The sequence below is a fragment of the Sinorhizobium terangae genome (assembly GCF_009601505.1).
Lineage (GTDB): Bacteria > Pseudomonadota > Alphaproteobacteria > Rhizobiales > Rhizobiaceae > Sinorhizobium > Sinorhizobium terangae.
On sequence record NZ_WITC01000090.1, the window covers coordinates 2501 to 28873 of the forward strand.

General features: G+C 59.8%; 14 protein-coding genes, 1 tRNA gene, 2 rRNA genes and 1 pseudogene. 10 read left to right on the plus strand and 8 right to left on the minus strand.

The genetic code is table 11. The features are described 5' to 3' along the window. Positions 1–496 precede the first annotated feature (496 nt). The 5 genes from GHK62_RS21210 (at position 497) to GHK62_RS21230 (ending at position 4837) form a co-directional block, all read left to right on the plus strand. Positions 497–3395 (plus strand): 23S ribosomal RNA (locus tag GHK62_RS21210). A gap of 226 nt (positions 3396–3621) precedes the next feature. Beyond that, positions 3622–3736, plus strand: a 5S ribosomal RNA gene (rrf, locus tag GHK62_RS21215). Positions 3737–3817: 81 nt separating this feature from the next. Next, positions 3818–3894: transfer RNA gene (locus GHK62_RS21220), tRNA-Met, on the plus strand. 170 nt (positions 3895–4064) lie between these two features. After that, entirely contained in the window at positions 4065–4238 is a 174-nt protein-coding gene (locus GHK62_RS33665) for a hypothetical protein (RefSeq protein ID WP_167528317.1), read from the plus strand. Further along, positions 4235–4837 (plus strand): ABC transporter permease, encoded by a 603-nt coding sequence (locus GHK62_RS21230; protein ID WP_167528318.1) that lies wholly within the window; start codon positions 4235–4237, stop codon positions 4835–4837. Before GHK62_RS33665 ends, GHK62_RS21230 begins: the two co-directional genes overlap by 4 nt. Before the next feature lie 78 nt (positions 4838–4915). Here the strand turns inward: GHK62_RS21230 and GHK62_RS21235 are convergent, their stop codons facing one another. Then, on the minus strand, positions 4916–6250 hold the full coding sequence (locus GHK62_RS21235) for an alpha/beta hydrolase (protein WP_153441077.1): 1335 nt from the start codon (positions 6248–6250) through the stop codon (positions 4916–4918). Positions 6251–6876: 626 nt separating this feature from the next. Here GHK62_RS21235 and GHK62_RS21240 point away from each other — a divergent pair. The 3 genes from GHK62_RS21240 to GHK62_RS21255 all read left to right on the plus strand — a co-directional run bounded on the left by GHK62_RS21240 (position 6877) and on the right by GHK62_RS21255 (position 14522). Continuing rightward, positions 6877–13128 (plus strand): PAS domain S-box protein, encoded by a 6252-nt coding sequence (locus GHK62_RS21240; protein WP_184108392.1) that lies wholly within the window; start codon positions 6877–6879, stop codon positions 13126–13128. Between the two features lie 310 nt (positions 13129–13438). Then, positions 13439–14080 carry a TetR/AcrR family transcriptional regulator gene (locus tag GHK62_RS21250; protein WP_153441078.1) on the plus strand — a complete coding sequence of 214 codons (642 nt, stop codon included), beginning with the start codon at positions 13439–13441 and terminating at the stop codon, positions 14078–14080. Beyond that, complete coding sequence (locus GHK62_RS21255) at positions 14070–14522, plus strand: cupin domain-containing protein (RefSeq protein WP_153441079.1); 453 nt, start codon at positions 14070–14072, stop codon at positions 14520–14522. The genes GHK62_RS21250 and GHK62_RS21255 overlap by 11 nt, the downstream gene beginning before the upstream one ends. A gap of 95 nt (positions 14523–14617) precedes the next feature. On the opposite strand, the gene GHK62_RS21260 is transcribed toward GHK62_RS21255, so the two are convergent. Continuing rightward, on the minus strand, positions 14618–15070 hold the full coding sequence (locus GHK62_RS21260; protein ID WP_153441080.1) for a hypothetical protein: 453 nt from the start codon (positions 15068–15070) through the stop codon (positions 14618–14620). Between the two features lie 451 nt (positions 15071–15521). Between GHK62_RS21260 and GHK62_RS35395 the strand changes: the two are divergent. Next, positions 15522–17081, plus strand: a pseudogene (locus tag GHK62_RS35395) (sensor histidine kinase); the annotation flags it as partial. A 113-nt stretch (positions 17082–17194) separates the two neighbouring features. Here GHK62_RS35395 and GHK62_RS21270 read toward each other — a convergent pair. The 6 genes from GHK62_RS21270 to GHK62_RS21295 all read right to left on the minus strand — a co-directional run bounded on the left by GHK62_RS21270 (position 17195) and on the right by GHK62_RS21295 (position 24190). Continuing rightward, positions 17195–17809 (minus strand): TetR/AcrR family transcriptional regulator, encoded by a 615-nt coding sequence (locus GHK62_RS21270; RefSeq protein WP_327790987.1) that lies wholly within the window; start codon positions 17807–17809, stop codon positions 17195–17197. A gap of 732 nt (positions 17810–18541) precedes the next feature. Beyond that, positions 18542–19540, minus strand: coding sequence for an Ldh family oxidoreductase (locus GHK62_RS21275; RefSeq protein ID WP_153441083.1), 999 nt, complete (start codon positions 19538–19540; stop codon positions 18542–18544). Beyond that, positions 19540–21525, minus strand: coding sequence for an oxidoreductase (locus tag GHK62_RS21280; RefSeq protein ID WP_153441084.1), 1986 nt, complete (start codon positions 21523–21525; stop codon positions 19540–19542). The genes GHK62_RS21275 and GHK62_RS21280 overlap by 1 nt, the downstream gene beginning before the upstream one ends. Positions 21526–21676: 151 nt before the next feature. Then, positions 21677–22678, minus strand: a complete 1002-nt coding sequence (locus GHK62_RS21285) for an ABC transporter substrate-binding protein (protein WP_153441085.1) — start codon at positions 22676–22678, stop codon at positions 21677–21679. A gap of 72 nt (positions 22679–22750) precedes the next feature. Continuing rightward, positions 22751–23545, minus strand: a complete 795-nt coding sequence (locus GHK62_RS21290) for a pyrroline-5-carboxylate reductase family protein (RefSeq protein WP_153441086.1) — start codon at positions 23543–23545, stop codon at positions 22751–22753. 6 nt (positions 23546–23551) lie between these two features. Then, positions 23552–24190 carry a TetR/AcrR family transcriptional regulator gene (locus GHK62_RS21295; protein ID WP_153441087.1) on the minus strand — a complete coding sequence of 213 codons (639 nt, stop codon included), beginning with the start codon at positions 24188–24190 and terminating at the stop codon, positions 23552–23554. A 146-nt stretch (positions 24191–24336) separates the two neighbouring features. On the opposite strand from GHK62_RS21295, the gene GHK62_RS21300 reads away from it, so the two are divergent. Further along, complete coding sequence (locus GHK62_RS21300) at positions 24337–26373, plus strand: NADH:flavin oxidoreductase (protein WP_153441088.1); 2037 nt, start codon at positions 24337–24339, stop codon at positions 26371–26373.

Here is a 26373-nt window from a genome sequence, read left to right on the forward strand (position 1 = left end):
TCGCTTCGTTTGAGTGCCAGAAGCGTGGGTTGGATATCCTTGAGAGAAAATAGGTTTGCATCGTCTCGACTGAGACTGATGCCTGTTCTGCTAAAATTGTGAAGAGAAGATATGTCTGGATCGAACGCAAGTTCGTTGTCCTGAGGCAGATCGTTGTTCGGAGGCTTGTCCTTCGTCTGACGGTTATGCTGGATTGATGTTGCCTGACCGCGCATCACCGGACAGATCTCGAGAAGCTGGTCTTAAGACACGGCCTCGGAATTGCTCGGCGTAATTCCAATGAGGACCGTGTCGAACACGTCGATGGCATCTGATCGGCCCGGTTGTAAAAGGTAACCGGGCTTTTGGGCCGGGCATTCTTAACGAGTGCTTGGGACTGACTGGTTCGGCGCACTGCAAGGTGTCCGGATAGTCAGGTTTGGCTGCCCTACGAGGCGACAAGCCGAGTGGGTAAGCTTAGCCAAACCCAATAAGGATGAGCATTGGCAATGAGAACGATCAAGTGTCAAAAGGGCATTTGGTGGATGCCTTGGCATGCACAGGCGATGAAGGACGTGATACGCTGCGATAAGCCGTGGGGAGCTGCGAATGAGCTTTGATCCATGGATCTCCGAATGGGGCAACCCACCTTAAATGCTTGGAAAATCATTTTGGTTGTCGTTTGGCTGAACGAAGCGAAGCTTCGCAAGGCCAGAGGCCGTCGCGCATCGTTGCGCGCCCTAACGGAGCGTCAGCTCCGAAGGAGCGGTACGACGCGTGAGTGAGAACCAAAATGGTTTCCAAGCATTGTTGAAAGGTATCTTATTCTGAATACATAGGGATAAGAAGCGAACGCAGGGAACTGAAACATCTAAGTACCTGCAGGAAAGGACATCAACCGAGACTCCGCAAGTAGTGGCGAGCGAACGCGGACCAGGCCAGTGGCAATGAGGAATGAAGTGGAACGATTTGGAAAGGTCGGCCGTAGAGGGTGATAGCCCCTTACACGTAGAACACTCATTGTCCTTGAGTAAGGCGGGACACGAGAAATCCTGTCTGAACATGGGGAGACCACTCTCCAAGCCTAAGTACTCGTGCATGACCGATAGCGAACAAGTACCGTGAGGGAAAGGTGAAAAGCACCCCGACAAGGGGAGTGAAATAGAACCTGAAACCGGATGCCTACAAACAGTCGGAGCCCGCAAGGGTGACGGCGTACCTTTTGTATAATGGGTCAACGACTTAGTGTGACGAGCAAGCTTAAGCCGATAGGTGAAGGCGCAGCGAAAGCGAGTCTGAACAGGGCGTTCAGTTCGTCGCATTAGACCCGAAACCGAGTGATCTAGCCATGAGCAGGTTGAAGGTTGGGTAACACCAACTGGAGGACCGAACCCGCATCTGTTGCAATAGATTGGGATGACTTGTGGCTAGGGGTGAAAGGCCAATCAAACTCGGAAATAGCTGGTTCTCCGCGAAATCTATTTAGGTAGAGCGTCGACCGAATACCCCCGGGGGTAGAGCACTGGATGGGCTATGGGGACTCACCGTCTTACTGATCCTAACCAAACTCCGAATACCGGGGAGTACTAGTCGGCAGACACACGGCGGGTGCTAACGTCCGTCGTGAAAAGGGCAACAACCCTGACCTCCAGCTAAGGTCCCCAAGTCATGGCTAAGTGGGAAAGGATGTGAGGATCCCAAAACAACCAGGATGTTGGCTTAGAAGCAGCCATCATTTAAAGAAAGCGTAACAGCTCACTGGTCTAAATAAGGGTCTTTGCGCCGAAAATGTAACGGGGCTAAAGCCATGCACCGAAGCTGAGGATGTGCCGCAAGGCACGTGGTAGCGGAGCGTTCCGTAAGCCTGTGAAGGGATACCCGTGAGGGGTCCTGGAGGTATCGGAAGTGCGAATGTTGACATGAGTAACGATAAAGAGGGTGAGAGACCCTCTCGCCGAAAGACCAAGGGTTCCTGCTTAAAGTTAATCTGAGCAGGGTTAGCCGGCCCCTAAGACGAGGCGGACACGCGTAGTCGATGGGAACCACGTTAATATTCGTGGGCCTGGTGGTAGTGACGGATCGCTTAACTTGTCTGGACTTATTGGATTGTCCAGGCCTGGACGCGGTCCCGGGAAATAGCTCCACCGTATAGACCGTACCCGAAACCGACACAGGTGGTCAGGTAGAGTATACCAAGGCGCTTGAGAGAACTGCGTTGAAGGAACTCGGCAAATTGCACGCGTAACTTCGGAAGAAGCGTGACCCTTTTGTACGCAAGTATGATGGGGTGGCACAGACCAGGGGGTAGCGACTGTTTATCAAAAACACAGGGCTCTGCGAAGTCGCAAGACGACGTATAGGGTCTGACGCCTGCCCGGTGCTGGAAGGTTAAGAGGAGGGGTGCAAGCTCTGAATCGAAGCCCCAGTAAACGGCGGCCGTAACTATAACGGTCCTAAGGTAGCGAAATTCCTTGTCGGGTAAGTTCCGACCTGCACGAATGGCGTAACGACTTCCCCGCTGTCTCCAACGCAGACTCAGTGAAATTGAATTCCCCGTGAAGATGCGGGGTTCCTGCGGTCAGACGGAAAGACCCCGTGCACCTTTACTATAGCTTTACACTGGCATTCGTGTCGGCATGTGTAGGATAGGTGGTAGGCTTTGAAGCAGGGACGCCAGTTCCTGTGGAGCCGTCCTTGAAATACCACCCTTATCGTCATGGATGTCTAACCGCGGTCCGTCATCCGGATCCGGGACAGTGTATGGTGGGTAGTTTGACTGGGGCGGTCGCCTCCGAAAGAGTAACGGAGGCGCGCGATGGTGGGCTCAGAGCGGTCGGAAATCGCTCGTCGAGTGCAATGGCATAAGCCCGCCTGACTGCGAGACTGACAAGTCGAGCAGAGACGAAAGTCGGTCATAGTGATCCGGTGGTCCCGCGTGGAAGGGCCATCGCTCAACGGATAAAAGGTACGCCGGGGATAACAGGCTGATGACCCCCAAGAGTCCATATCGACGGGGTTGTTTGGCACCTCGATGTCGGCTCATCGCATCCTGGGGCTGGAGCAGGTCCCAAGGGTTTGGCTGTTCGCCAATTAAAGCGGTACGTGAGCTGGGTTCAGAACGTCGTGAGACAGTTCGGTCCCTATCTGCCGTGGGTGTAGGAATATTGACAGGATCTGTCCCTAGTACGAGAGGACCGGGATGGACATATCTCTGGTGGACCTGTTGTCCTGCCAAGGGCATAGCAGGGTAGCTATATATGGAAGGGATAACCGCTGAAGGCATCTAAGCGGGAAACCCACCTGAAAACGAGTATTCCCTTGAGAACCGTGGAAGACGACCACGTTGATAGGCCGGGTGTGGAAGTGCGGCAACGCATGAAGCTTACCGGTACTAATCGTTCGATCGGCTTGATCGTTCCCATTGCTTATGCTCATCATGGATGCGCATCGCAATTCTTTGTCCTCACGCTGTCGGCCTTCGGCCGACGCTGCGGACGGCGCGCCAGACGACTGGCGGCTCGGCTCTGCCGGCTGCTGGAGTTGTCCGGATAAGACGCATGACGTGTTCAAAACGAAGCAATCGCTTCACCAGCTTCTCGACAATTTGCTCCCCTCCGGGGAGCAACGCTTGCGCTTTGCCGACCTGGTGGTTCTGGCGGGGTGGCTGCACCCGTTCCCATTCCGAACACGGCCGTGAAACGCCCCAGCGCCGATGGTACTTCGTCTTAAGACGCGGGAGAGTAGGTCGCTGCCAGGTCTGCAAATCGCAAGATAAAACATCTTCTCTCACAAACGCCGGCAAACGGCGAAAACAACACAAAACAAAAACGAAAGTTGACGCGGGGTGGAGCAGCCCGGTAGCTCGTCAGGCTCATAACCTGAAGGCCGCAGGTTCAAATCCTGCCCCCGCAACCAACAAAAACCCCCGGTGCCCAAACGCCCCGGGGGTTTTGCCGTTCCCCCGCAGCCACCGCACAAACCTCCGCACAGACCGACCAACAGTCACGGTTTCCCTCTCATCGACAGAGAGCAGCCCGCGGGTTTGCCATGACTTCGCAGCGGCCGCACCTCGAATACTCCTCGGCTTGAAGAAAGCGATCGAACACGCCATCGAATTCTTTGGCGAGGAACATGGTCTCGTCGCCGCGGCCGCGTCCTTCGACCGCGAAGGACGGCCGATGTATATCCGCGAGACCATCCGCATCCTGGGCAGCCTCGATCCGCCTTGCAGTCGTCGACTTACTATGATCTCGGCGTGACATTATACGAAGCAGTGGCGGGATTCCTGTTCGCCACCCTCGTCGGCATCATTCTGGGCGTTGTGCTTGCCAAGCTGCCGCGATTGGAGCGGGCGCTTCAGCCGATCATCATCGCCATACAGGTGGTTCCCAAGATCGTTCTGGTGCCGCTGTTCATTCTTTGGTTCGGCTTCGGCATGACCTCCAAGATCGTCATCGCTGCGGTGCTGGCATTCCTGCCGATCCTCAGCAATACGCTGCTCGGCGTAGAGTCGATCGAGGCCGGCCACCGCGATGTGATGAAAAGCTTCGGCGCCAAGTCGTGGCAGCGGCTGATCGTGCTCGAACTGCCGAGCGCAATGCCCGCGGTGCTGACTGGCATGGAGGTTGGAATCATCTTCTTCATGATCGGCGCGGTCATTGGCGAGTTCCTCGCCGGCACGGCAGGACTCGGCCACCTCGCAATCGCGAAGATGAACGCCTTCGAGGCGGCCGGCCTCTTTGCGACCATCATCTTGCTGTCGACCGTCTCCGGCGCGCTCTATTTCCTGATCGTACTCATGCGAAGCGCGTTCACTGGCTGGCACGCGACCGCCGACAACCTGGCCACCGCCCACTAGCGCATCCGCTTTCTGGTGGCATCACTGAAAGCGGATAAGATTCTCTAGAATCAAAGTGCTAGAGCGTCCTCTGTGCGTTCAATTGGACTCACGGCGCTCTGGACTGCGGCTGAGGACTCTCCAAAATGGACGTTTTATTTCGACCAGTGGTCGACCGGGGGCGCCGGCCTTGAGACGGTCCCTAAGTAAGGCAGCCAGATCTTCTCGCACCGCCGGGTCGGACAAGAAGTAGCTGTGCCCGGCGAAGCCTGCATTTCCACGATATTCGATAAAGTCGGCGACACCCGATCGCTGCGAATTCTTCCACAGCGCATTCGAGCCCGCTTCCTTGGCGCTGATACTGGCGCGGGTTAAACGCCCGAGGCGCACAACACTTCCGAACAGCCCGCTTGAAAGGGCGAGCGCCTTGTCATTGGGTGATGAATATATTGTCAGATGGAGCGGGCCGATGGGCGGTAAGAGACCGTAAGGGGTTGCTTTTATTCCGTGCGGCGCGTCGGGGTCGGACACGAAACCGAACAATTTTGTTGTGGCAACGTCGAGGTCGATGTCTGGAGCAAACAGCACCACATTGTTGAGTTTGTACCGCTCGGAAGGAGAAGACCGGGCGGCGTATGCTTCCATTCCCAGTTGGTGAAGGGCGGATAGCAGGACGTCCGCGCCACGGCTGTGCGCGATGAGGTGGAGACGTTTGACGGCTTCGGTCGCGGAAATGATACGAATAGCCTTCTTCACATCCGCAACTGCGAACTCGCCGGACTCACGGTCAATATTATAACCGTAGAAAGCGCCGCCCGATCCGCCCGCGGGCCACGAAAGCGAAACGCAAACAAACTCTTGAGATAGCGTATCGCATAGGTTGCCGGTGGCTTTGGCGGCATCATCGAAGCTATTGTTATAGCCATGTACAAATATGACGACTTCCTTGCGCTTCGCGAGCGAAACGCGGCGGCTCACCTCATCCTGCAGCCCAGCGGCCGCCCGCATATGGGCAGCGACCGTCGTGGGTACCCGACGGGGGCCGTGAGGGGTGAGTTCGATCGGATATGGCGACTGCGGAAATTCTCCCAGCTTGGTCGTCCGTGAAACCTGTAGCGCTGCGTCAGGGTGTCCAGCGGGCCTGCGGTGAAAGGGCGACCGTTTGCGCGCAAGCGTAACCGAACCGAAGCTTACCGAATGACCCCGAAATGAGCTGTAAGCAAGTTCGCCATCAGCAGAGGCGGCAGGTGCGCGGTCAGTCACGTAAAGCAGATCGAGGGGATGATCCTGTTTGATGCGACAACCAGCAGCCTCTTGTCCGGTCAGTAATTCCTGTACGGGGTATCTTACGGTTGAGCAGCTCGTAGCGCCAAGAGTAGCTGTCATCAAGAACAATAAAGTTGTTATTCTTCGCAATCTCTCTATCTGATACATTTATTCGTATTTTCACTCATTGAGCTGCTTACATATTTCTAAAGGAAGTTTTCGCTGCTATCCGACGCGAAGCGTAATGAGTGTTGGAATAATAAAAAACTATACATTGGTTTATCGTCGTTGCTGGCATTTGGGAGGACGACCCAAGACGTCTTTACCTCCTCAATCACGGGATCGGGCGTGCTCTTGAAGAGTGGCTAATATTGTCAAAGCGTTGCGACGCGAAACTCAACCCGCGGCCGGGACATCCTATACTTGCGGATAGAGCGGTTAATCCCGCAAGGTTATCGAATTTCGTGACGTCACCAAATACTCTGCTGCACGAGGCCCGCCAGCCGCTGTCGGCTATTGTAATGGATACGGACATGAATTTGCGCCTGCTGTCGCAGGACACGCCGGACCTGAAAAGGCACCGCTTTGATCTGGGGCGAATGAAGGACTGCGCCCGGCGTGCGGGCGAGCTTGTTCGTCCAACCAGGCCGGCAGCTCAATTGTCGGAATCGCGGCGGCGGGTTTGGGCTATCCCAACTCGCGGTCGAGGCGTAACTTTTCAATCTGCGCTGCATCCTGAGGGCAAGACGAGTGCAGCGTATGACAATCATTCGCGTCGGTTGGAGTTCTAAATTGTGACAGAGCTGCCGACATACGTCGTCGAGACGCTTTGGGAGGATGAGGAATTTGTCCTGTCCCGACGTGCATCGGTCGATGACCACTTTTCGCTTTTGGTGTGGGCGCCAGCGTCGACACAGCCGACGGTGGAGACCGTCGCACGACTCGATCACGCCTACGCGCTTCGGGACGCGTTGGATAGCGCGTGGGCGGCGCGACCTGTGGCGCTGGAGCGCCGGCCTGGGAACACTGCGCTCCTGATCGAGGACACGGGTGGCGAAGTCCTTGCGCGAATGGTTGGAAAGGCCTGGGATCTGACGCCGTTCCTGCACGTCGCGATCGGCCTGGCTGTGGCGCTCGGTCGCCTCCATAGCCGCGGGCTGATTCACAAGGACGTCAAGCCATCCAACATCCTGGTCGACATCGACCGCCGTGAAGCGTGGCTGTCAGGCTTCGGCATTGCTTCTCGCGTGCCGCGTGAACGGCGGGCGCCAGAACCCCCGGAGATCATCGCGGGGACGCTTGCCTATATGGCGCCCGAGCAGACTGGTCGCATGAACCGCTCCATTGATGCGCGCAGCGATCTCTACTCGCTCGGTGTCACGCTGTACGAGATGCTGACCGGGACGCTTCCGTTCACGGCCTCGGATCCGATGGAATGGATCCATTGCCATATCGCCCGCCAGCCGATGCCGCCGGACGAGCGAGCGGAGGGCATTCCGGCTCCGGTTGGAGCGATCGTGATGAAGCTCCTCGCCAAGACCGCCGAGGACCGTTACCAGACCGCCGCCGGCGTCGCCTACGATCTCGAACATTGCCTGAAGGCATGGGAGGCGCACCAACGCATCGACCCGTTTGCGCTGGGCGAGCGCGACATATCGGACCAACTGTTGATCTCGGAAAAGCTGTATGGACGGGAGGCCGAGATCGACACTCTCGTTGCTGCATTCGATCGGGTCGTGAGCCAGGGCAGAACCGAACTCGTGCTGGTCTCCGGCTATTCCGGTATCGGCAAGTCCTCCGTTGTCAATGAACTCCACAAGGTACTGGTTCCACCACGCGGTGTCTTCGCGTCCGGCAAGTTCGACCAGTACAAGCGTGACATCCCATACGCCACCTTGGCGCAGGCGCTGCAAAGTCTCGTGCGTCAGTTGCTAAGCAAGAACGATGCCGAACTCGCTCGCTGGCGCGCCGACATACGCGAGGCGCTGGGGGCGAACGGCTCGCTGATGGTCGACCTCATTCCGGAACTTGCTCTCATCGTCGGCGGGCAGCCGCCGGCGGCCGACCTGCCGCCGCAGGAGGCGCAAACGCGATTCCAGCAGGTCTTCCGTCGATTCCTCGGCGTGTTCGCTCGGGCGGAACATCCGCTCGCCCTGTTCCTCGATGATCTGCAATGGCTGGACAGGGCGACGCTCGACTTGATCGAACATCTCAGCACCCATCCGGAGGTCCGCCACCTTCTGTTGGTCGGCGCATATAGGGACAACGAGGTGGGTCCGACGCACGCGCTGGTACGGACACTTGGCGCGATCCGCAATGCCAACGGAAGGGTGCAGGAGATCGTGCTCGAGCCTCTCAAGCCCCGCGATGTGGGGCATCTGGTCGTCGACGCATTGCACTGCGCCCCGGTTATCGCCCAGCCGCTGGTAGAGCTGGTGCACGAAAAGACCGGGGGAAATCCGTTCTTCACGATCCAGTTCTTGATGGTCCTTGCCGAGGAGGCGCTGCTCGCGTTTGACCATGACGCGGGGGTCTGGACCTGGGACATGGCCCGCATCAGGGCCAAGGGCTTCACCGTTAACGTTGTCGATTTCATGGCCACGAAGCTCAGCCGTCTGCCGGGCAAAACGCGGGACTTCTTGGGAAAACTCGCGTGCCTCGGAAATCGGGGACGGACCGCCGCAATGAGTATGGTTTTCGGCGTGTCTGAAGACGAGATCCATGTGGCTCTCTGGGAGGTCGTGCGCGCAGGACTCATCTCCCGTCAGGAGGGCGCATATGTCTTCCTCCATGACCGTGTCCACGAAGCGGCCTATGCCTTGATCTCCGAAGATGAGCGGGTGGCAGTGCACCTGCAGATTGGCAGGACACTGGCCGCACGGACGACGCCCGCCGAAATCGACACGAAGATCTTCGAGATCGTCAATCAGCTCGATCGCGGCGCGGCCTTGATTCAATCGGATGAAGAGCGGGAGCGGGTCGCAGCTCTCAACCTGCGTGCAGGCAAGCGCGCGAGGACTTCAACGGCTTATGCCTCGGCATTGACCTATTTCGCCGCCGGTCGCGCCTTGTTGGAGGATGGCTGCTGGCAGCGACAGTATCGCCTAGTGTTCGATCTGGAACTCCATCTGGCCGAATGTGAATTCCTGACCGGCGAACTCGCCTCAGCAGAGAAACGCCTCTCAGCCCTGGTGGACCGTGCGGCAACCGTTGTCGACAGAGCCGCGGTCACGCACTTGCGCCAGGCGCTTTACCTCACTCTTAACCGGCCCGATCGCGCCATCGACGTCGGCTTGGAATATCTCCGCAGTGTCGGCATCGACTGGTCGCAGCAACCGTCGGAAGAGGTCGTACGTCAGGAACTCGAGCGCATGTGGCGGCTGCTCGACGGCCGATCGATTGAGCAGCTCATTGATCTTCCGTTGATGAGCGACCCCGGTTGGCGCGCGACAATGGACGTTCTCTCGGGCCTGTTCGCGCCGACGCTGCTCACCAACAGCAACCTCTACGACCTCGTCGTCCTTCGTATGGCAACGATTAGTCTGGAGCACGGCAACTGCGATGCCTCGTGCTACGCGTATTCCCACATCAACCGGGTCTTGGGCTTTCGTTTCGGTGACTACCAGACCGCTTTTCGCTTCGGACAGCTTGCATGCGACCTCGTGCAGAACCGTGGCTTGGATCTCTTCGAGGCGCGCGTCTACGCCTCTTTCGGAGCATTCACCGTCCCGTGGATGGAAGACCTTTTTGCTAGCCGCGCACTGATAAGGCGCGGCTTCGATATGGCGAACGCCAACGGCGATCTGACCTATGCGGTTTTTGGCTTCAAGAACCTGATCACGAATCTTGTGGTCTCGGGAGAGCCACTTGGCGACGTGGAACGCGAGGCGGAGGAGGGGCTTGCCTATGCCCGCAAGGCGCGATTTGGTTTCGCCGTCGATTGGTTCACCTGCCAGCTCATGCTGATCCGAGCCCTTCGCGGACCCTCGCTGGACTTCAATTCTGCCGACAATGCGGGATACGGTGACAACGCTTACGAGCGGCACATCAAGGAAGACCCGCCTCTGGCGCTCTGCACCTGCACCTACTGGATTCACAAGCTGCAAGCGTGTGTGCTGGCACAGGATCATGCAAGGGCCATCGAGGCGATGGAGAGCGCTACCCCCTTGCTTTGGGCGACACGGTCATTCCTGGAGGCCGCGGATTATCATTTCTACGGCGCGCTCACACGGGCGGCTGCCTGCGGCCCTGCGGGAAGCGAAGAGCGGGCACAGCATTTTGACCTGCTCCTTGACCACCAACGCCAACTCACGGTGTGGGCGGAAAACTGCCCCGCAAATTTTGCAAATCGCGCAGCATTGGTCGGCGCCGAAATTGCGCGGCTGGAAGGGCGGGATCTGGACGCGATGCGCCTTTACGAAGAAGCGATTCGCTCGGCGCGCGAACACAAGTTTCTACAGAACGAGGGCATCGCCCACGAACTCGCTGCGCGGTTTTACGCGGCACGCGACTTCGAGACGATCGCCAATACCTATTTGCGCAACGCGCGCTATTGCTATCTCCGTTGGGGTGCCGACGCCAAGGTGCGCCAGCTCGATCAGGCCTATCCGCATCTGCGCGGGGAGCCGGTGCGCCCGAGTGCGACGTCGACGATCAACACGCCCGTCGAGCAACTGGATCTCGCCACCGTTGTCAAAGTCTCGCAAGCCGTGTGGGGCGAGACTGTCTTGGAGAAGCTGATCGACAAGCTCATGCGAACTTCGGTTGAGCATGCGGGTGCCGAGCGAGGTCTGTTGGTTCTCCCTCGGGGTGATGAGCTGCGCATTGCGGCAGAGGCCACCACCAGCGGCAACACTGTCATCGTGGGGACGCGGGAAGCGGGCGCGGCCGCGGCCGCCCTGCCGGAGTCGATCCTCCATTATGTCGTGCGCACCCGGGAGAGCGTAATCTTGGACGATGCCTCAGCCGAGAACCCGTTTTCGGCCGATGCGTACGTCCTCGCGCATCACGCCCGCTCCATTCTCTGCGTGCCGCTGATCAACCGGGCCAAACTCGTCGGCGTGCTCTATCTCGAAAACAACCTGATGCCCCATGTGTTCACTCCGACCCGGATCGCCGTGCTGAAACTGGTGGCCCTGCAGGCTGCGATCTCACTGGAGAACAGCCGTCTTTACGGCGACCTCCAGGAACGGGAAGCGAAGATCCGGCGCCTGGTCGACGCCAACATCATGGGAGTCTGCATCTGGAATCTCGAGGGCGCGATTACCGAGGCCAATGAAGAATTTCTGCGCATGGTGGGCTACAGCCGTGAAGATGTTCTGTCGGGCCGTGTACGCTGGAAGGAGCTCACGCCGTCGGAGTGGCGCGATCGCAACGAGCGAGCGGTGGCGGAGCTACGGGCGGTCGGGAAGTTCCAGCCGTTCGAGAAGGAGTTCTTCCGCAGAGACGGCAGCCGCATACCGGTGCTGATCGGTGGCGCACTGTTTGATGACGGTGGAAATGAGGGCGTCGCGTTCGTGCTCGACTTGACCGAACGCAAGCTCGCCGAAGATGCATTGCGCGAAAGCCAGGAGAATTTGGCGCGCACGGAGCAATTCTCCCTGGTGATGGCCACTCATACGGATCTGGAGGGTCGTTGGCTTAAAGTGCCACCAACTCTCTGCGAGCTGCTGGATTACACAGAGGAAGAACTGCTGGGACGCCGGTTTCACGAGTTCACCCACCCGGACGACGTGGAGGCAGAGTGGAAGCAATGCTCGCGGCTCATCCGCGGCGAGTTCAAATCGTTTGATCTGGAGAAGCGCTATATACGGAAGGATGGCTCCATCGTATGGGTTTATCTGAACGCCTCGGTTGTATTGGACGTCAACGCCGCGCCCGTTCACTTTCGGACCTACATCCGAGACATCACGCAGCGCAAACGGCAGGAGCAAGCGTTGGGCCAGAGCGAGGAGCGTTATCGTACGCTCGCCGAGACCGCTACGGACGTCATTCTGGCGATGGACCAGAAGAGCACAATTCTGTTCGCCAACGGGGCGGTGGAGAAGGCCTTCGGTTATACCCCAACGGAAATAGTCGGTCGGAAGATCACCATGCTCATGCCCGAGCGCATGCGGCACCGCCACGAACAGGCGATGAGTCGTTATCTGGAATCCGGGGAGAAACGGATGTCGTGGAACGCCGTGTCTTTGCCCGGATTGCACAAGAACGGAAAAGAGATTGACCTGGACGTGTCGTTTGCCCAGGTGGGGACGGGAGATGAGCGGTTCTTCAGCGGGATCCTGCGCGACGTGACCGAGCGCAAGCGAACGGAAGAAGTGCTGCGCCAGACGCGGGCGGAATTGGCCCATGTTGCGCGCGTGGCAACGCTCGGAGAGATGAGCGCTTCGATTGCCCACGAAGTCAATCAGCCGCTTGCCGCGGTCGTCAACAGCGCCAGCGCGTGTTTGCATTGGCTCGATGCGCAGAAGCTGCAGGAAGCTCGGCGCTCGGCCTCGCGGGCGATCGCGGAAGGCCGCCGGGCGAGCGAAATCATCTCTCGTGTACGCGCGCTCGCCAACAAGGCGCCGCCCCAAAAGGACTGGCTCGACGTCAATGAGACGATACACGAAGTCATTGCGCTGGCACGCGGCGAGATGCAGCAGAACGGTGTGGCCCTGGAGACCCAGCTATCGAGCGATGTGCCGATCATCCTGGCAGATCGCATCCAACTGCAGCAGGTGGTTCTGAACCTGATGATGAACGCCATCGAGGCCTTGAACAGCGTTGAGAGGGATGGGCGCGAGTTGCTGGTTCGCTCCGCCACGGACAAATCGGAGCACGTCGTGATCTCGGTCCAGGATTCGGGCCCGGGGTTCGATCCGAACCGCATGGACCTCCTCTTCGATGCCTTCTATACGACCAAGCCGCAAGGGTTGGGCATGGGGCTGGCGATCAGCCGGACTCTTATCGAGGCCCACGGCGGGCGCCTGTGGGCGACGGCAAATGCGCCACGGGGCGCTGTTTTTCAGTTCATGCTACCGGTTAATAGCGAGAAGCTAGCCTGACCGAACCGGCCCGGCCGGCACTCGCCTGCGAGGGGCCTCGATACAACGACGGCCGCACACGCTCTTCTTTATCCATTTTACAGCGCCGCGCGTCCAATCGGACGCGCAAAGGTCGCTGTAGCACTTTGATTTGCTGCATGATTTTATCCTAAATCGATTCCGATTTAAGGAATCATGCAGTAGAACTTGGGCCTCGCCGCCTCACGAGCTGGATGGAGGCGCATATTTCGCATCACTGCATGTGTCACCAATTGACGGCGGCTCGTTTTCATGTCACAGACTGTGTCTCTAAAACTTTGGAGCGAGCTGCATGACGAACGTCCGCACCTACAACAGCCCTTTGCGCGCAGAAAGGGCACGTGAGACGCGGGAGGCAATCCTCTCCGCGCTGTTCGAGTTGATGGATTCGGCGGGCGCCGTGGACGATGTCTCCACAGAAGCGATTGCGCAAAAGGCGGGGGTGCAACGCAGAACGATCTTTCGTCATTTCGCGACCAAGGACGACATGCTTGCCGCTTTCTGGCCCTGGCTTAACGCCCGAATTGGCACCTCCGCGACGCCGATGACGTTGAAAGAAGTCGTCGATGGCCCGCGGCGGGCCTTTCCGCAGTTCGACATGCACGAGCCGGCGATCCGCGCCTCGCTGCATTCCAAAGCCGGTCGCGAGATGCGGATCGGTACAGTTGCGGCCCGCCGCGCGCATTTCGCGCGCGCCTTGGCTCCGGCCATTGCCTCCCTTCCCGCCTCCGAGGCCTGGAAGGTCGAGGCGCTGGCGCACCTGCTCTTCTCGGCCTCCGCATGGGAGGTTCTGAAGGACTATGGCGGTCTCACCGGCGCCCAGGCCGGTGAGGCTGCCTCCTGGGCGCTTGAGGTGATCCTGTCCGCGGTCACATCCGGCCGCACACCCGCGGACGTCGCATCGCAACCAAAGGAGACAAGCGATGAAGTTTGACGTCACTACTTCTGAAAGCGGCGAGGCCCTCTGGGTCGTTGCCGATCGTATCCGGTTCCTTGGCGGCATCGCGGGCTCGGGCCTCGAACTGATCGAGGTCGAGATTCCGCCGGGCTCCGGGACCCCGCCCCATACCCACGCTTCGCCCGAAATGTTCTATGTGACGGAAGGCGAGGTAACGGTTCGCCGCTTTACGGCCGACGGTCCACCGGAGGTGACGGTTGCTGGACCCCGCGCCGCAATCCATATCGGGTCGATGACGCCACACAACTACTCGAACGACAGCGGCCGCACGGCACGAATGCTCGTCCTCCTCGAATCGTCCATGATCGCCTTCTTCCGCGACATCGGCACCAGCGAGCCTCAGGCGCAGCCGGACTTCGCCCGGATCGGCTCAGCCATGCAACGTCATGGCATCGAGATGCTGACGATTGCGGCTTGAGCGGCGCTGTCGCTAGAACACGCCATGACGGACCTTCGACATGACACCGGACCGTCGGAAACGGTCCGGTGATCACGCTGAGGAGCAGCCCGACATCAAGCCGATCGGACGATGTTTCTGTCAAGCCAGCGCACATCCTGCTGCAATCGGGCATAGGACCGGGTCGGTATCATGCCGTGATGTGTGGCTGCCACTTCGTTTGCGTCGGCCCGGATGTTCCGTTCCTCACGATGCAGCCTGTTGAAGGCCACCGGACCAAGCTTGCCTTCGGCGCGCTCCGACTCGATGCGCCGATCGGCCGTGCGAAGCTCGTGGAGGATATTGGCGAGCCGCGGACTCCGAACGGACATGGCGGGTGTTGCCGTTCTGACGGCTGGTGCCGGAGGAGTCATCGCGCCGTCATTGGGGAATACTCCCTGGTAGTAGTCGCCATTTTCGGGACCGATCGAGGGTGCCTGGCCATGGTGCTGTCCGGCCGCGAGGGCGTTGCCTGCCACGAGTGACAGGGCAAGAGCTGCGATTGCTGATGTCGTGATAAGCGAGCGCATTTTGCGTCTCCTTGATCATTGGAAGCTATGGGCTTCCGCGGGGCCGTCTCACACTGTCGCGTCGCGACCACGTCGATCGCCGGCAGTATCCAGCCTCACAAACATCATAAAATGAGCGGAAGCGTGGTTCACGTTAACAATAATTAAAGTTTATGCGTATCCTGGAGTCCAATTTTTGCCAAATTCTACTTCCGAATGGCATGAAATAAATATTGGGCGGCGCCTCAGTTTCATGAACATATTGTAATGTGTCCATCAGTTCTCAGAGATCAAGGCTGTAGATTGCTTCAGCGCCGGCAACGCGCTTCTGCCGGAATTCCCTTGCAAGTTCCTCCTACCTCTTATGCGTCGTACCTTCTTGACTGGTAACGATCATTACCGTACGTGCTGACGGTAACGCCAATTACCGGAGGTCGCCGTGGTGCAACCCGACAGGAAATCGTTCGGACCATCGATCGACATCGACGATTACAAGCAAACCGAAGAGGCATTGCGCGAACGGGAGCGGGAGCTCTTCCAGCTCATCGACATGGTTCCGATCCATATCTGGCGAATGAAGCCCGACGGCGAGCCGACCTTCTTCAACAAACAGAAGGTGGATTTTCTCGGCATGGACGTTGGGGATACGGACAAGCCGGGCATGACCCGACTGGCGGCGCTTGTAGAGACCGTCGTCCATCCAGATGATGCAGCCAAGCTGGCGGACACGCTCGGCCACTCCCTCGTTACCGGCGAGCACTTTTCCATGCGCTATCGCCTGCGCCGCGCCGACGGCGTCTATCGGTGGATATCGAGCCGCGCCGATCCGATGCGGGATCAGGACGGGCGCATCGTCCAGTGGTACGGCCTCTGCCACGACATCGACGATCAGATGCACGCCGAAGAGGCGCTGCGCCAAAGCGAACGGGAGCTTCAGCAACTGATCGATGCCCTGCCGGTCCACATCTGGAGCTGGACGCCCGAAGGCAAGCTGTCATACGTCAGCAAGCGACACCTCAACCTTCTCGGCATCTCAGAGGGGAGCATCGAGGATTTCGCAAGAATGGCGCAAGAGCTGGTTCATCCCGAAGATGCTCCTGAAGTGGAGCGTACGGCAGCGAACAGCATCAAGACCGGCGACGCCTTCGTGATGCGGTACCGCGGGCGCGGGAAAGATGGCGACTATCGCTGGATGGAGGGCAGGTGCGAGCCTCTCCGCGATCAAGACGGCAAGATCGTGCAATGGTATGGCGTTTCGCTCGATGTTCACGACGGGGTGCGCGCCCGGGAGGAATTGCGCCACGCCCAGGAAAATCTCGCGCGTGCGAGCCAGGCGGCGAGCCTCGCGGAACTCTCAGCGTCCATTGCGCACGAGGTCAACCAGCCGTTGACGGCTGTGATTACCTCCTCGAATGTCTGCCAGCGGTGGCTTGCGGCGGAACCGCCGAACATCGAGCGGGCGCAGAAGAGCGTGGAGCGCATCGCCCGTGCCGCGAGCGCCGCCGCGGAGGTCGTGAGCCGCGTGCGCGCCCTGTTCCGGCAATCCGCGGAAACGAGAGATCCGATCGCGCTCGGCAGCCTCGTCGTGGAGACGCGTGACCTCATTGCCGAGGAGGCGACATGCCGTCGCGTCCGCGTGAATGTCGAGATCGAAAACGGCCTTCCGCCGCTTGCCGTCGATCGCGTCCAGATCCTGCAGGTCCTGATCAATCTCGTTCGCAACGGCATGGAGGCAATGGAGTCCGTTGCGAGCGACCGGGTCCTCCGGATGCGCGTGCGGCGATCGGGGGACGTGGTCCGGACCGAGATCACCGACTGCGGCCCGGGCATCGAATTTCCGGACAGGATATTCGAGCCTTTCTTTACGACCAAGGGGCACGGCATGGGCATGGGGCTCGCGATCTGCCGTTCGATTGTCGAGTCCCACGGCGGGCAATTGTGGGCGGAGAACAATGAGCCTCATGGAACGACGTTCGTCTTCACGCTGCCGCTCGTCGACGTGAAGGCGCCGTTTGCTCACCAAGAACCATAGACGTTCTATCCGTGCTACAGCGCCGTGCGTCCTTTAGGACGCACGGCGCTGTAGCTCTTTGATTCCACGCATCGTGCTTTCCGAAAATCGGGTCCCATTTTCGCGCCGTTGCGCTAGCGAGGTCGGACGCCATTCAGGAAGACCTTCACGGCCGAAGCGACCGCCTCCCGCGCCTCGTCGTCCGACGGCGGCGGGCGGAGTGCAAAAATAACCTGAAGAAGGTTATCGCGTATCATGCCGACGAAGAGGCCGGCCAGGCGCAGGCAATCATCCGCCTGAATCTCCCCTCGTTCCCGCGCGAATTCGAGGACCTCGGCGAGACGGGACGTGGCCCGGCCTGGGCCCTTTTCATAGAATGCCTTGACGAGATCAGGAAAGCGGGTGGCTTCGGTGATGGCAATCCGGTAAATGCCGATCAACGTGGATGACATGTAAAGGCCCATGAGACGCTGGCCAAAGGCTGTCAGGGTTTCCTCCAGATCGTGTCCTTCGATTTCCTCCACGACCAGGGTCGACAGCAGCTTGTCCGCGCTTTCGGAGACGATCGCGGAGAACAGGCCCTCCTTGTTGCCGAACTCATTGTAGATGTTTCGCTTCGATCCACCGGCACGCTCGATGATCGCATCGATGCTCGTCGCCGCGTAGCCTTGCTCGAAAAAGACGTCGGCCGCCGCTTGAAGAAGGGCCTGCCGGCGAGTTTTCAACCGCCCCGATTTTGCTGCAACCACAACCTTTGACCTCGCCTCATGATGCGTTCCTTGAGTGGTAATTGGCATTACCGACGATGTCAATGGCGATAGCGGGAGCGATGAAGTGGCTTCGCTGCCTGCAGCAGCGTCAAGTCGATGCGCCAGATCAAGGCGTTCTCGCCCGAGACGGAAACAGCGCCAACAAGGGGGGCGGCACCGTCTAAAACATGAGCCAGCTTCGAAAAATCGCGAAACCGTGGATATAGATCGCGCCGAGGAGGAAAAGGACGCCAAGGGCAAGGAAGCCCCGACTGACCGGTTTCAAGGTGTCTCGCATGCGGGGAACGTAACGCATCGGCTCTGGATAAAGGGGTTCGTGTGGCACGGACTGCGCGGGGCCCGACTCGCCCGCCCTGGCTGTTGCCTTAGGCAAGGTGAGGACATTGCCGTCACGAACGACCAGCACTGTCGAGCCACGGTTCCTTACAGCTATGTAGCTTACTCGGCTCGCCCTCGTGCGCGTCGGGCCTATGTCTGTCCGATTCGCGTCCGCCGGGTGTGTGTGCATGAAGGTTCTCCGGCCTGGAGGTTGCCTTGCAGCCGATGAGAGTTGCTCGAGGCGGGCCCAGAGTCTGTCGTTTGTCGAATTCGCACAAGTTATACAGTCGTATGAAAAAACACCCTTTGAGCCGACGGAAGGACGTTTTTCTGCAAGCGCGAGTCGCCAAAATGTCTGAAGACCCACGACACCCAGTTCTGGGGCAAGTCGAACTAAATATAGCTCCTGATGGCTGCCAGGATTCTTGCATCCAAAGTGATGAAGCCACCGCCATTCTTCGCCGACAGTGAGACCTTTTGACCCGGGATATACACGCCGAGCTGCTCAAGGCGCCTGACCTGTTCGGCGAGGCGAGCGCCGAAGTCTTCCCCGATCGCATTCGGCGATAGCGTGACAATGGTCAAGCCGGTGCCGGGACATTCGGCTCCAGACCTGAAGTCTGGCGCGTCGAGGGACCAGGACGCGCCTGACAGGCCGGCCGCCAGGACCTCGACCATCAAGGCAATATTGGCTCCTCGCGGCCCGCCAAAGGCGAGCAGCACTCCTCGCAGCGCCTTGTGCGGATCAAGGGTGACCTCGCCGTTTTCATCGGTGGCCCATCCCTCGGGAATGGAGCGCCCCTCTGAAGCAGCCCGGACGATGTTGACGAACGCCGTTGCGCTCGACGACTGATCGATAACCAGCGGTCGCTCCGATCCCGACATCGGCGTACCGAAGGCCAGCGGGTTGGTACCATAGACAGCCTTGGCGCCCGGTGTCGCGGCCACCATCGCAGGACTGTTGGCCACCGCAAGCGAGACCAGCCCATCGAGGGCCAGGCGTCTGACGTAGTATCCCAATTCGCCTGCCGTATAGCTGTTCCTCTGCGTGAAGATTGCCACACCGAAGGTCCGCGCCCGGTCGACGAGGTCGTCATAAACGAGGTCGAAGCCGAGCTGGGCGATTCCCCGATTGGCATCCGCGTGAATGAGGGCCGGAAGTCTATGTACGATGCGGGGGCTTGCACCCCCGTCGATGCGGCCCTCCCGCAGGCTCTGCAGGTAGTCCAGGAAATGTGGAAACCCCAGCTCGTCGCGGCCGACCTCGATGGCAGAAAGTGTCGCGTCCACGAGCGACTTCGCCGTCAAATGGCTGGCGCCTGCGGACAGGCAGGCCTCGGTCGCGAGCGACCGAGCCTCGGCAACGGGCAATGTGATCCTCTCGTCGGACATCAGAGCTCCAATGCAACCTTCCTGCCTTCATGGAAGGCATAGGGAGCCTGCCGCGGGGCGGCGCAATCGCCGATTAGATGGAAAGGCAGACCCTGACCCTCCAGATCTTGTGCCAACCAGTTGGCCGACATGTTTGTCGTGGCGAGGACGAGACAGTCTCCCTCGACGAAGGCTTGCCGTCCGGTGTTGTGGTCGACAACCGTTGTGCCGTTCCCGTGCCATTCGACGACGCTGACGTCGACCAGCCAGTTGACGTCGAGCTTCCTCAGCATCCGCCGCAGCGGCACATCGGCCGTCGTTCGCTGGAGTTCCTTGCCGATGAAGGGGTCCGGGGAGAGGATAGTGACTGCATGGCCGTCCTCGGCAAGCTTCCATGCCGTGCCGCAGCCCCGCCAGCCGCCACCTTCGTCGAGAAGCAGAACGCGCTTTCCGGGCCTCGCTTGACGCGCCATGACAGCCTCGACGGTGAACACGTTGCCGCGCTCGATCCCGGGCAGCGTCTCGACCGCGGGCAGGGCCTTCTGAAACCCTGTTTCCGGTGAATAGGAGCCTGTCGCAAGGATGGTCGAATTGGCTCCGTAGGCCAAAATCTCCGATGCCTCCACGTAACAGTTGAGGCGCACGTCGACCTTCAGCTTGTCGAGCTGGCGTTCGTACCACTGGATGAGATCGAGAATCTGCCCGCGACGGGGCTGCATGCCGGCGAGCAGGAAGTTGCCGCCAAGCCGGCTGGAGGCTTCCATCAGGGCGACCTCGTGGCCTCTCTCTGCAGCGACGCGCGCCGCTTCCAATCCCGCCGGCCCGCCGCCCACGACAAGGACCTTCTTCGATTGCGCGGTCCGAGTGAAACGGTCGCCGCCCCACTCAGATTCCCGTCCCGTGGACGGGTTGATGAGACAGCTTATCCAGTAGTCGCGCGAGCGCCGGCCCCAGCACATCTGATTGCAGGAAATGCATCCCCGGATGTCGTCGGGGCGATCGTCTTTTGCCTTTCGAGCGAGATGCGGATCGGCGATCTGGCCGCGGACGATGGACACCAGGTCCGCCGCGCCTTCGCCAAGCACGGTTTCGGCATTTTCCGGCGTCCTGATATGACTTTCGGCAATGACCAGCGCCTTCTTCACGGTCCGCTTGAGCGTCGCCCCGAGGTCGGCCCCGAGTTTCTCGGGGTAGAGGAAGGTGGGCATCAGCTTATGGAAGTCCAGATAGCCGCCGGACCCGCAAGTGACGTAGTCGATCAGCCCCAGTTCGTCATGCATGCCGACGATCTCGGCAAGCTCATCTCTGGAAAGCGCGACGCTGTAATCCGGCTCGTCGCTGACGGCGAGGCCGACGATGAAATCGGGTCCGCAGATCGCCCGGATGCGCGCGAGGATCTCACGTGACATTCGCGTGCGATTTTCCAGAGAGCCGCCCCAATCGTCGTCCCGGCGGTTCGACCACGGCGTCCAGAATTGATCGACCATACCGAGATAGGCGGCCCAGACTTCGACGCCGTCGAAACCCGCCTCCTGACACCGGCGTGCCGCCTGGACGAAGCCGTCGATGGTTTCCCAGATCTCCGCCACGCTCATCGGATGCGAGCCATCGCTGTCATGATAGCTGGGGAGACCCGACGGTGACCAATGCGGGTGAAAGGAATTGTCCGAATCGCCATGAGCGCCGACATGATAGAGCTGCTGGATGGCGACAGCGCCGTTGTCCTTGATGGCGGCAGCAACCTTTCTGAAGTGGGGGACCACACTGTCGTCCGAGGGGCGAAAGTTTCCCCGGGTAAGCACGGCTGCCGGATGGACCGGCATGGGTTCCACGACGATCATGGCTGCCCCGCCAATCGCCCGCTCGGCGTAATACGCCGCATGCCGCTCGGTCGGAAGCCCGCCTTCGGCCATGTTCGCCGTATGGGCCCCGAACACGATCCTGTTTCTTAGGGTGCACCCACGGAGCCTGATGGGTGAGAACAGGTGCGGGAACAGCTTAGACATCAGGATTTTCCGGCAATGCCAATGGCAGGCAGGCGTTTCGAGAACTCATAAAACCAATCCATTCGGTTCCCCTATGAAGAAGCCGGCACACGTCTTGTTTGCTTTTCGGTTGGATCGGTGCGGCGCGTGCCTGCGCCGCACCTTTTGTCTATCAGAGCGCCGCCTTGATCTTCTCGGCCGCTTCCGGCGAGACCCACTTGGACCAGACATCCTCGTTCTCCTCGAGGAAGTGCTTGGCGCCTTCTTCGCCGCTCGCTTGGTTATCCGTCATCCAGGCCATCAGCTTGCTGACTGTGTCGTTGCTCCAGGACCGCTTGTTCAGGTAGTCCATGACCTCGGGACCAGCCTTCTCCGAGAACGGCTTGGCGACCAGCGTCACGATGGTATCGACCGGCCACGCGCTTGGTTTCGGGTCAGGGCAATCGGCCACGGTAACGCAGCGCTTCCACTCCGCCGCATCTTCCGGAACGCCTGGTTCCAGCTTGACCATCTGGTATTTGCCGAGGAGCGCTGTTGGCGCCCAATAGTAGCCGACCCAGGCTTCCTTGGACTCATATGCTTTTGCGATAGAGCCATCCAAGCCGGCGGCTGAACCGGTGTCGACGAGTTTGAAGCCGGCTTTCTCGGCGTCGAACGCCTTAAACAGCTGAGACGTGACGACGGTGCCGCCCCATCCCTGAGGGCCATTGAAGATCGCGCCCTTCTTGGGGTCTTCCGGATCGGGAAACAGGTCCGGGTGTTTCAACATGTCGGGAATCGTTTTGATGTCTGGGTGGGCATCCGCGAAATATTTTGGGATCCACCAGCCTTGCACGCCGCCATCAGGCAGCGGAGAACCGACCTTGACGATACGGCCTTCTTCCGTTCCCTTCTTGACGACATCGGGCAGCAGATCGATCCACGCCTCCGGCGCGATATCGGGCTCACCCTTTTCCGCCATCGAGGTGATCGTCGGGACGGTGTCGCCGATGGTGATTTCGGCATCGCAGCCATAGCCCTCGTTCAGGATGATCTTGTCGAGGTTGGAAAGCACTTCCGCGCTCTGCCAGTTCATGCTCGCGATGGTCAGCGATCCGCATTCCGCAGCGTTGGTGACGGACGCGCCTCCCAGTACACCAAGCATGAGGCAAGTCGATGCAAGTAGATACTTCATTGCCGTTCCCTTTTCTTTTTGCGGCGTGTTGTTGAAGAGCAGGATGCCGCGTTTTCCCTGCTCCAACGGCAGCTAGGAGCGTTCTCCCATACTCACCGATTTTCTCTGAGCGGCCGCAAGGCCGTCCGCGACAGCGGCCTCAAAGCCAGCGGCGCGCATTGCTTCGATGGCGGCGGCAGTCGTGCCGCGATAGCCAAGAAACGCTTCAACCGTGTCGGCAGGATGTTCGTCGCGACGTTCAAGCAGGCGACCCGCGCCGATGAGCACCGTGGTCACCGCGCGCCGAGCGATCTCCGGACCAAGTCCGCGCGCTACGGCATCGTTCATCATCGCGGTCGCCAACAATGCGGGAAATGCCGGACCCGATCCGGAAAGGCCCGTCAGGTAATCGATGTCGCTTTCGCTTGCGACCTCGTTCTCAGTGCCGCAGGCATCGAAGATCGCGCGGACGATGGCGCGGTCCTGATCGGTTACGTCCACCGAGCCGATCCAGGGCGTGTAGGACTTGCCGACCTCCGCCGCCGCGTTCGGCAAGCTGCGCACAACTCTCTTCGTATTGTGGTGTTCGGCCAATTGGCTCAACCGAACGCCGGCCATGACGGAAATCACGAGCTTACCATCGGCGTCGATCAGAAGCGGCGGCCAATCTGCGGGCCGGACCGAGACAATGATTACGTCCGAACGGTCGGCGAGCTCTCGGTTGTCGGCGGTCCAGAAGGAGCCGGTAAAGCAGTTCGGCTGCTCTGTACGATAAGAGAGGGAAAGATCATGCGGCTGCACCAAACCGGCATCGAGCAGTGAGGCGGCAATTGCTCCACCGAGCCAGCCGGCTCCACCAACGATGCCAATCCTTAGTGAGCCGCTCATCGTTGTTTATTCTCCGGCCTCTGGTTTGTAGCCGTGCCGCGCGAAGAAGCGATCCAGCTCCCTTCGCTCCGGTACCTGGCCCGTGTAGATGGCAATGTACTCGGGAATCCGCCTCATACGGGTGGCGATATCCTCGCGAGTCTGCATCGAGATGTAGCCGATCTGAACCAGGTAGGTCGTACGCGCGCGGACATCGGCGGTGATCTCCGAATGGCCAAAACGGATAAACATGCGCTTGAGGGCTTCCAACCGCACGTGGTCGGCTTGCTGAACCTCGTTCAGGATGTCTTCGGACTGGAGTGCCCAGCTGCGCACGGCAAACTCGAACTTCGAGTCAAACAGGTCCTTGTTCAGCCAGCAATCGAATACGTTAAGCATCGCTTCTGCCAGCGATTCCGCGTATGCCTCCGATTGCTTCACGATGTTGCCGGTATTCTTGTCCCGCCACCGGCCGATGAGCGCAGCCAGCAGCTCTTCCCGGTCCTTGAAGAACCAGTAGAAGCTCGTTCGCGACAGGTTGAGCCTCTTTGCCAGCGGCAGGATCTTCACGGAGTCCACTCCGCCTTCGAGCAGTGACTCGTAGGCCGCTTCCAGCCACCCCTCCTGCGATCCGCGCCAGCCGCTGTCGTTTGAAACGTGCTCCATAACGATTTCCTAACAAATTGTGAAAGGGCACACAAGAAAAATGTACACTGATGTCGATACAGCAGACCTACATGTTTCTTGAATTGACACCTATGTACATTTTCGCGTAGCGTTTGAGCCGACGTTTCTAGACCGGAGCCCGGCACATGTCGAACGACCCCCTCCTTCAGCCCTATCAACTCAAGCACTTGACGCTGCGCAACCGCATCATCGTGACGTCGCACGAGCCCGCCTATCCGGAGGATGGCATGCCGAAGGAGCGGTATCGCGCCTATACGGTCGAGAGAGCAAAAGGCGGGGTGGCGCTGACGATGACCGCGGGCTCTGCCGCGGTTTCGAAGGACAGTCCGCCGGTGTTCAACAACCTGCTCGCCTACAAAGACGAGATCGTGCCGTGGATCAGAGAGATGACCGACGCCGTGCACGACGAGGGTGCGGCGATCATGATCCAGCTAACCCATCTCGGCCGGCGCACGCGGTGGGACAAGGGTGACTGGCTGCCGGTTGTCGCTCCCTCCCATCAGCGCGAAGCATCGCACCGCGCCTTCCCCAAGAAGCTCGAAGACTGGGACACCGAGCGCATCATCAAGGATTTCGCCGATGCGGCCGAGCGCATGAAGGCGGGCGGCATGGATGGCGTTGAACTGGAAGCCTACGGTCACCTGCTTGACCAGTTCATGTCGCCGCTGACGAACGAGCTTGACGGTCCTTACGGCGGTTCTCTCGACAACCGCATGCGCTTCTGTTTCGACGTCCTGAAGGCGATCCGCGCACGCGTCGGACACGATTTCATCCTGGGCGTGCGATACACGGCCGACGAGTGTCTTCCCGGCGGCACGGGCAAGGAGGAAGGCGTTGAAATCTCGAAGCGCCTCAAGGAAAGCGGTCTTATCGATTACCTGAACGTTATCCGCGGGCATATCGATACCGACGCCGGCCTCACCGATGTCATCCCGATCCAGGGCATGGCCAATTCGCCGCATCTCGATTTCGCCGGCGAAATTCGCGCGGCCACGAACTTCGCGACCTTCCACGCCGCGAAGATTCCCGACGTCGCCACCGCGCGCCACGCGATTGCGTCCGGCAAGGTCGACATGGTCGGAATGACCCGCGCCCATATGACGGACCCGCATATCGTCCGAAAGATAATGGAGAAGCGTGAGGACGACATTCGGCCCTGCGTTGGGGCGAACTACTGTCTCGACCGCATCTACCAGGGCGGTGCCGCCTATTGCATCCACAATGCCGCGACCGGCCGTGAACTCACCATGCCGCACACGATCGCGAAGGCGGGGCGCCGCAAGAAGGTCGTGATCGTCGGCGCCGGGCCTGCCGGCCTTGAGGCGGCCCGTGTGGCGGGCGAGCGCGGCCATGAGGTCGTCGTCTTTGAGGCGGCTAACGATCCGGGAGGCCAGATCAGGCTCACGGCTCAAAGCGAACGACGCAGGGAAATGATCAGCATCATCGACTGGCGGATGAGCCAGTGCGAGAAGCTGGGCGTCACCTTCCATTTCAACACCTGGGCGGAGGCTGAGACCGTAGAGGCCGAAAATCCGGACGTCGTCGTCATCGCGACAGGCGGACTTCCGCACACGGACGTCCTCTCCAAGGGCAACGAGCTCGTCGTCTCCGCCTGGGACATCATTTCGGGCGACGTCAAGCCGGGCACCAACGTCCTAATCTTCGACGACGCCGGCGACCATGCCGGCCTGCAGGCCGCCGAATTCCTCGCCAATGCCGGCGCCAAGGTCGAGATCATGACCCCCGACCGCTCCTTCGCGCCGGAAGTCATGGCGATGAACCTCGTCCCCTACATGCGGTCCTTGCAGAAACTGGACGTGACCTTCACCGTCACCTACAGGCTCGATGCGGTTGAACGCGAAGGCAACCAACTGATCGCGCATGTCGGCAGTGACTATGGCGGCGTTGCGAAGCAGCGTACGGTGGATCAGGTGGTGATCAACCACGGCACCATTCCGCTCGACGAACTGTACTTCGAGCTGAAACCCGCCTCGAGCAATCTCGGGGAGTTGTCGCACGATCAGCTGATCGCCGGGGAGCAGCAGTCCGTCCTGCGCAACCCGCAGGGCAAATTCCAGCTCTTCCGCATCGGCGACGCGGTCGCAGCGCGCAACACGCACGCCGCGATCTACGACGCGCTTCGGCTCCTCAAGAACGTCTGA

Bases quoted from the DNA above. Each gene is read 5' to 3' on its own strand.
- GHK62_RS21250 (WP_153441078.1), top strand. From the start codon at position 13,439: ATGACGAACGTCCGCACCTACAACAGCCCTTTGCGCGCAGAAAGGGCA.
- GHK62_RS21255 (WP_153441079.1), top strand. From the start codon at position 14,070: ATGAAGTTTGACGTCACTACTTCTGAAAGCGGCGAGGCCCTCTGGGTC.
- GHK62_RS21295 (WP_153441087.1), bottom strand. From the start codon at position 24,190: ATGGAGCACGTTTCAAACGACAGCGGCTGGCGCGGATCGCAGGAGGGG.
- GHK62_RS21260 (WP_153441080.1), bottom strand. From the start codon at position 15,070: ATGCGCTCGCTTATCACGACATCAGCAATCGCAGCTCTTGCCCTGTCA.
- GHK62_RS21235 (WP_153441077.1), bottom strand. From the start codon at position 6,250: ATGTATCAGATAGAGAGATTGCGAAGAATAACAACTTTATTGTTCTTG.
- GHK62_RS21280 (WP_153441084.1), bottom strand. From the start codon at position 21,525: ATGTCTAAGCTGTTCCCGCACCTGTTCTCACCCATCAGGCTCCGTGGG.
- GHK62_RS21285 (WP_153441085.1), bottom strand. From the start codon at position 22,678: ATGAAGTATCTACTTGCATCGACTTGCCTCATGCTTGGTGTACTGGGA.
- GHK62_RS21290 (WP_153441086.1), bottom strand. From the start codon at position 23,545: ATGAGCGGCTCACTAAGGATTGGCATCGTTGGTGGAGCCGGCTGGCTC.
- GHK62_RS21300 (WP_153441088.1), top strand. From the start codon at position 24,337: ATGTCGAACGACCCCCTCCTTCAGCCCTATCAACTCAAGCACTTGACG.
- GHK62_RS21275 (WP_153441083.1), bottom strand. From the start codon at position 19,540: ATGTCCGACGAGAGGATCACATTGCCCGTTGCCGAGGCTCGGTCGCTC.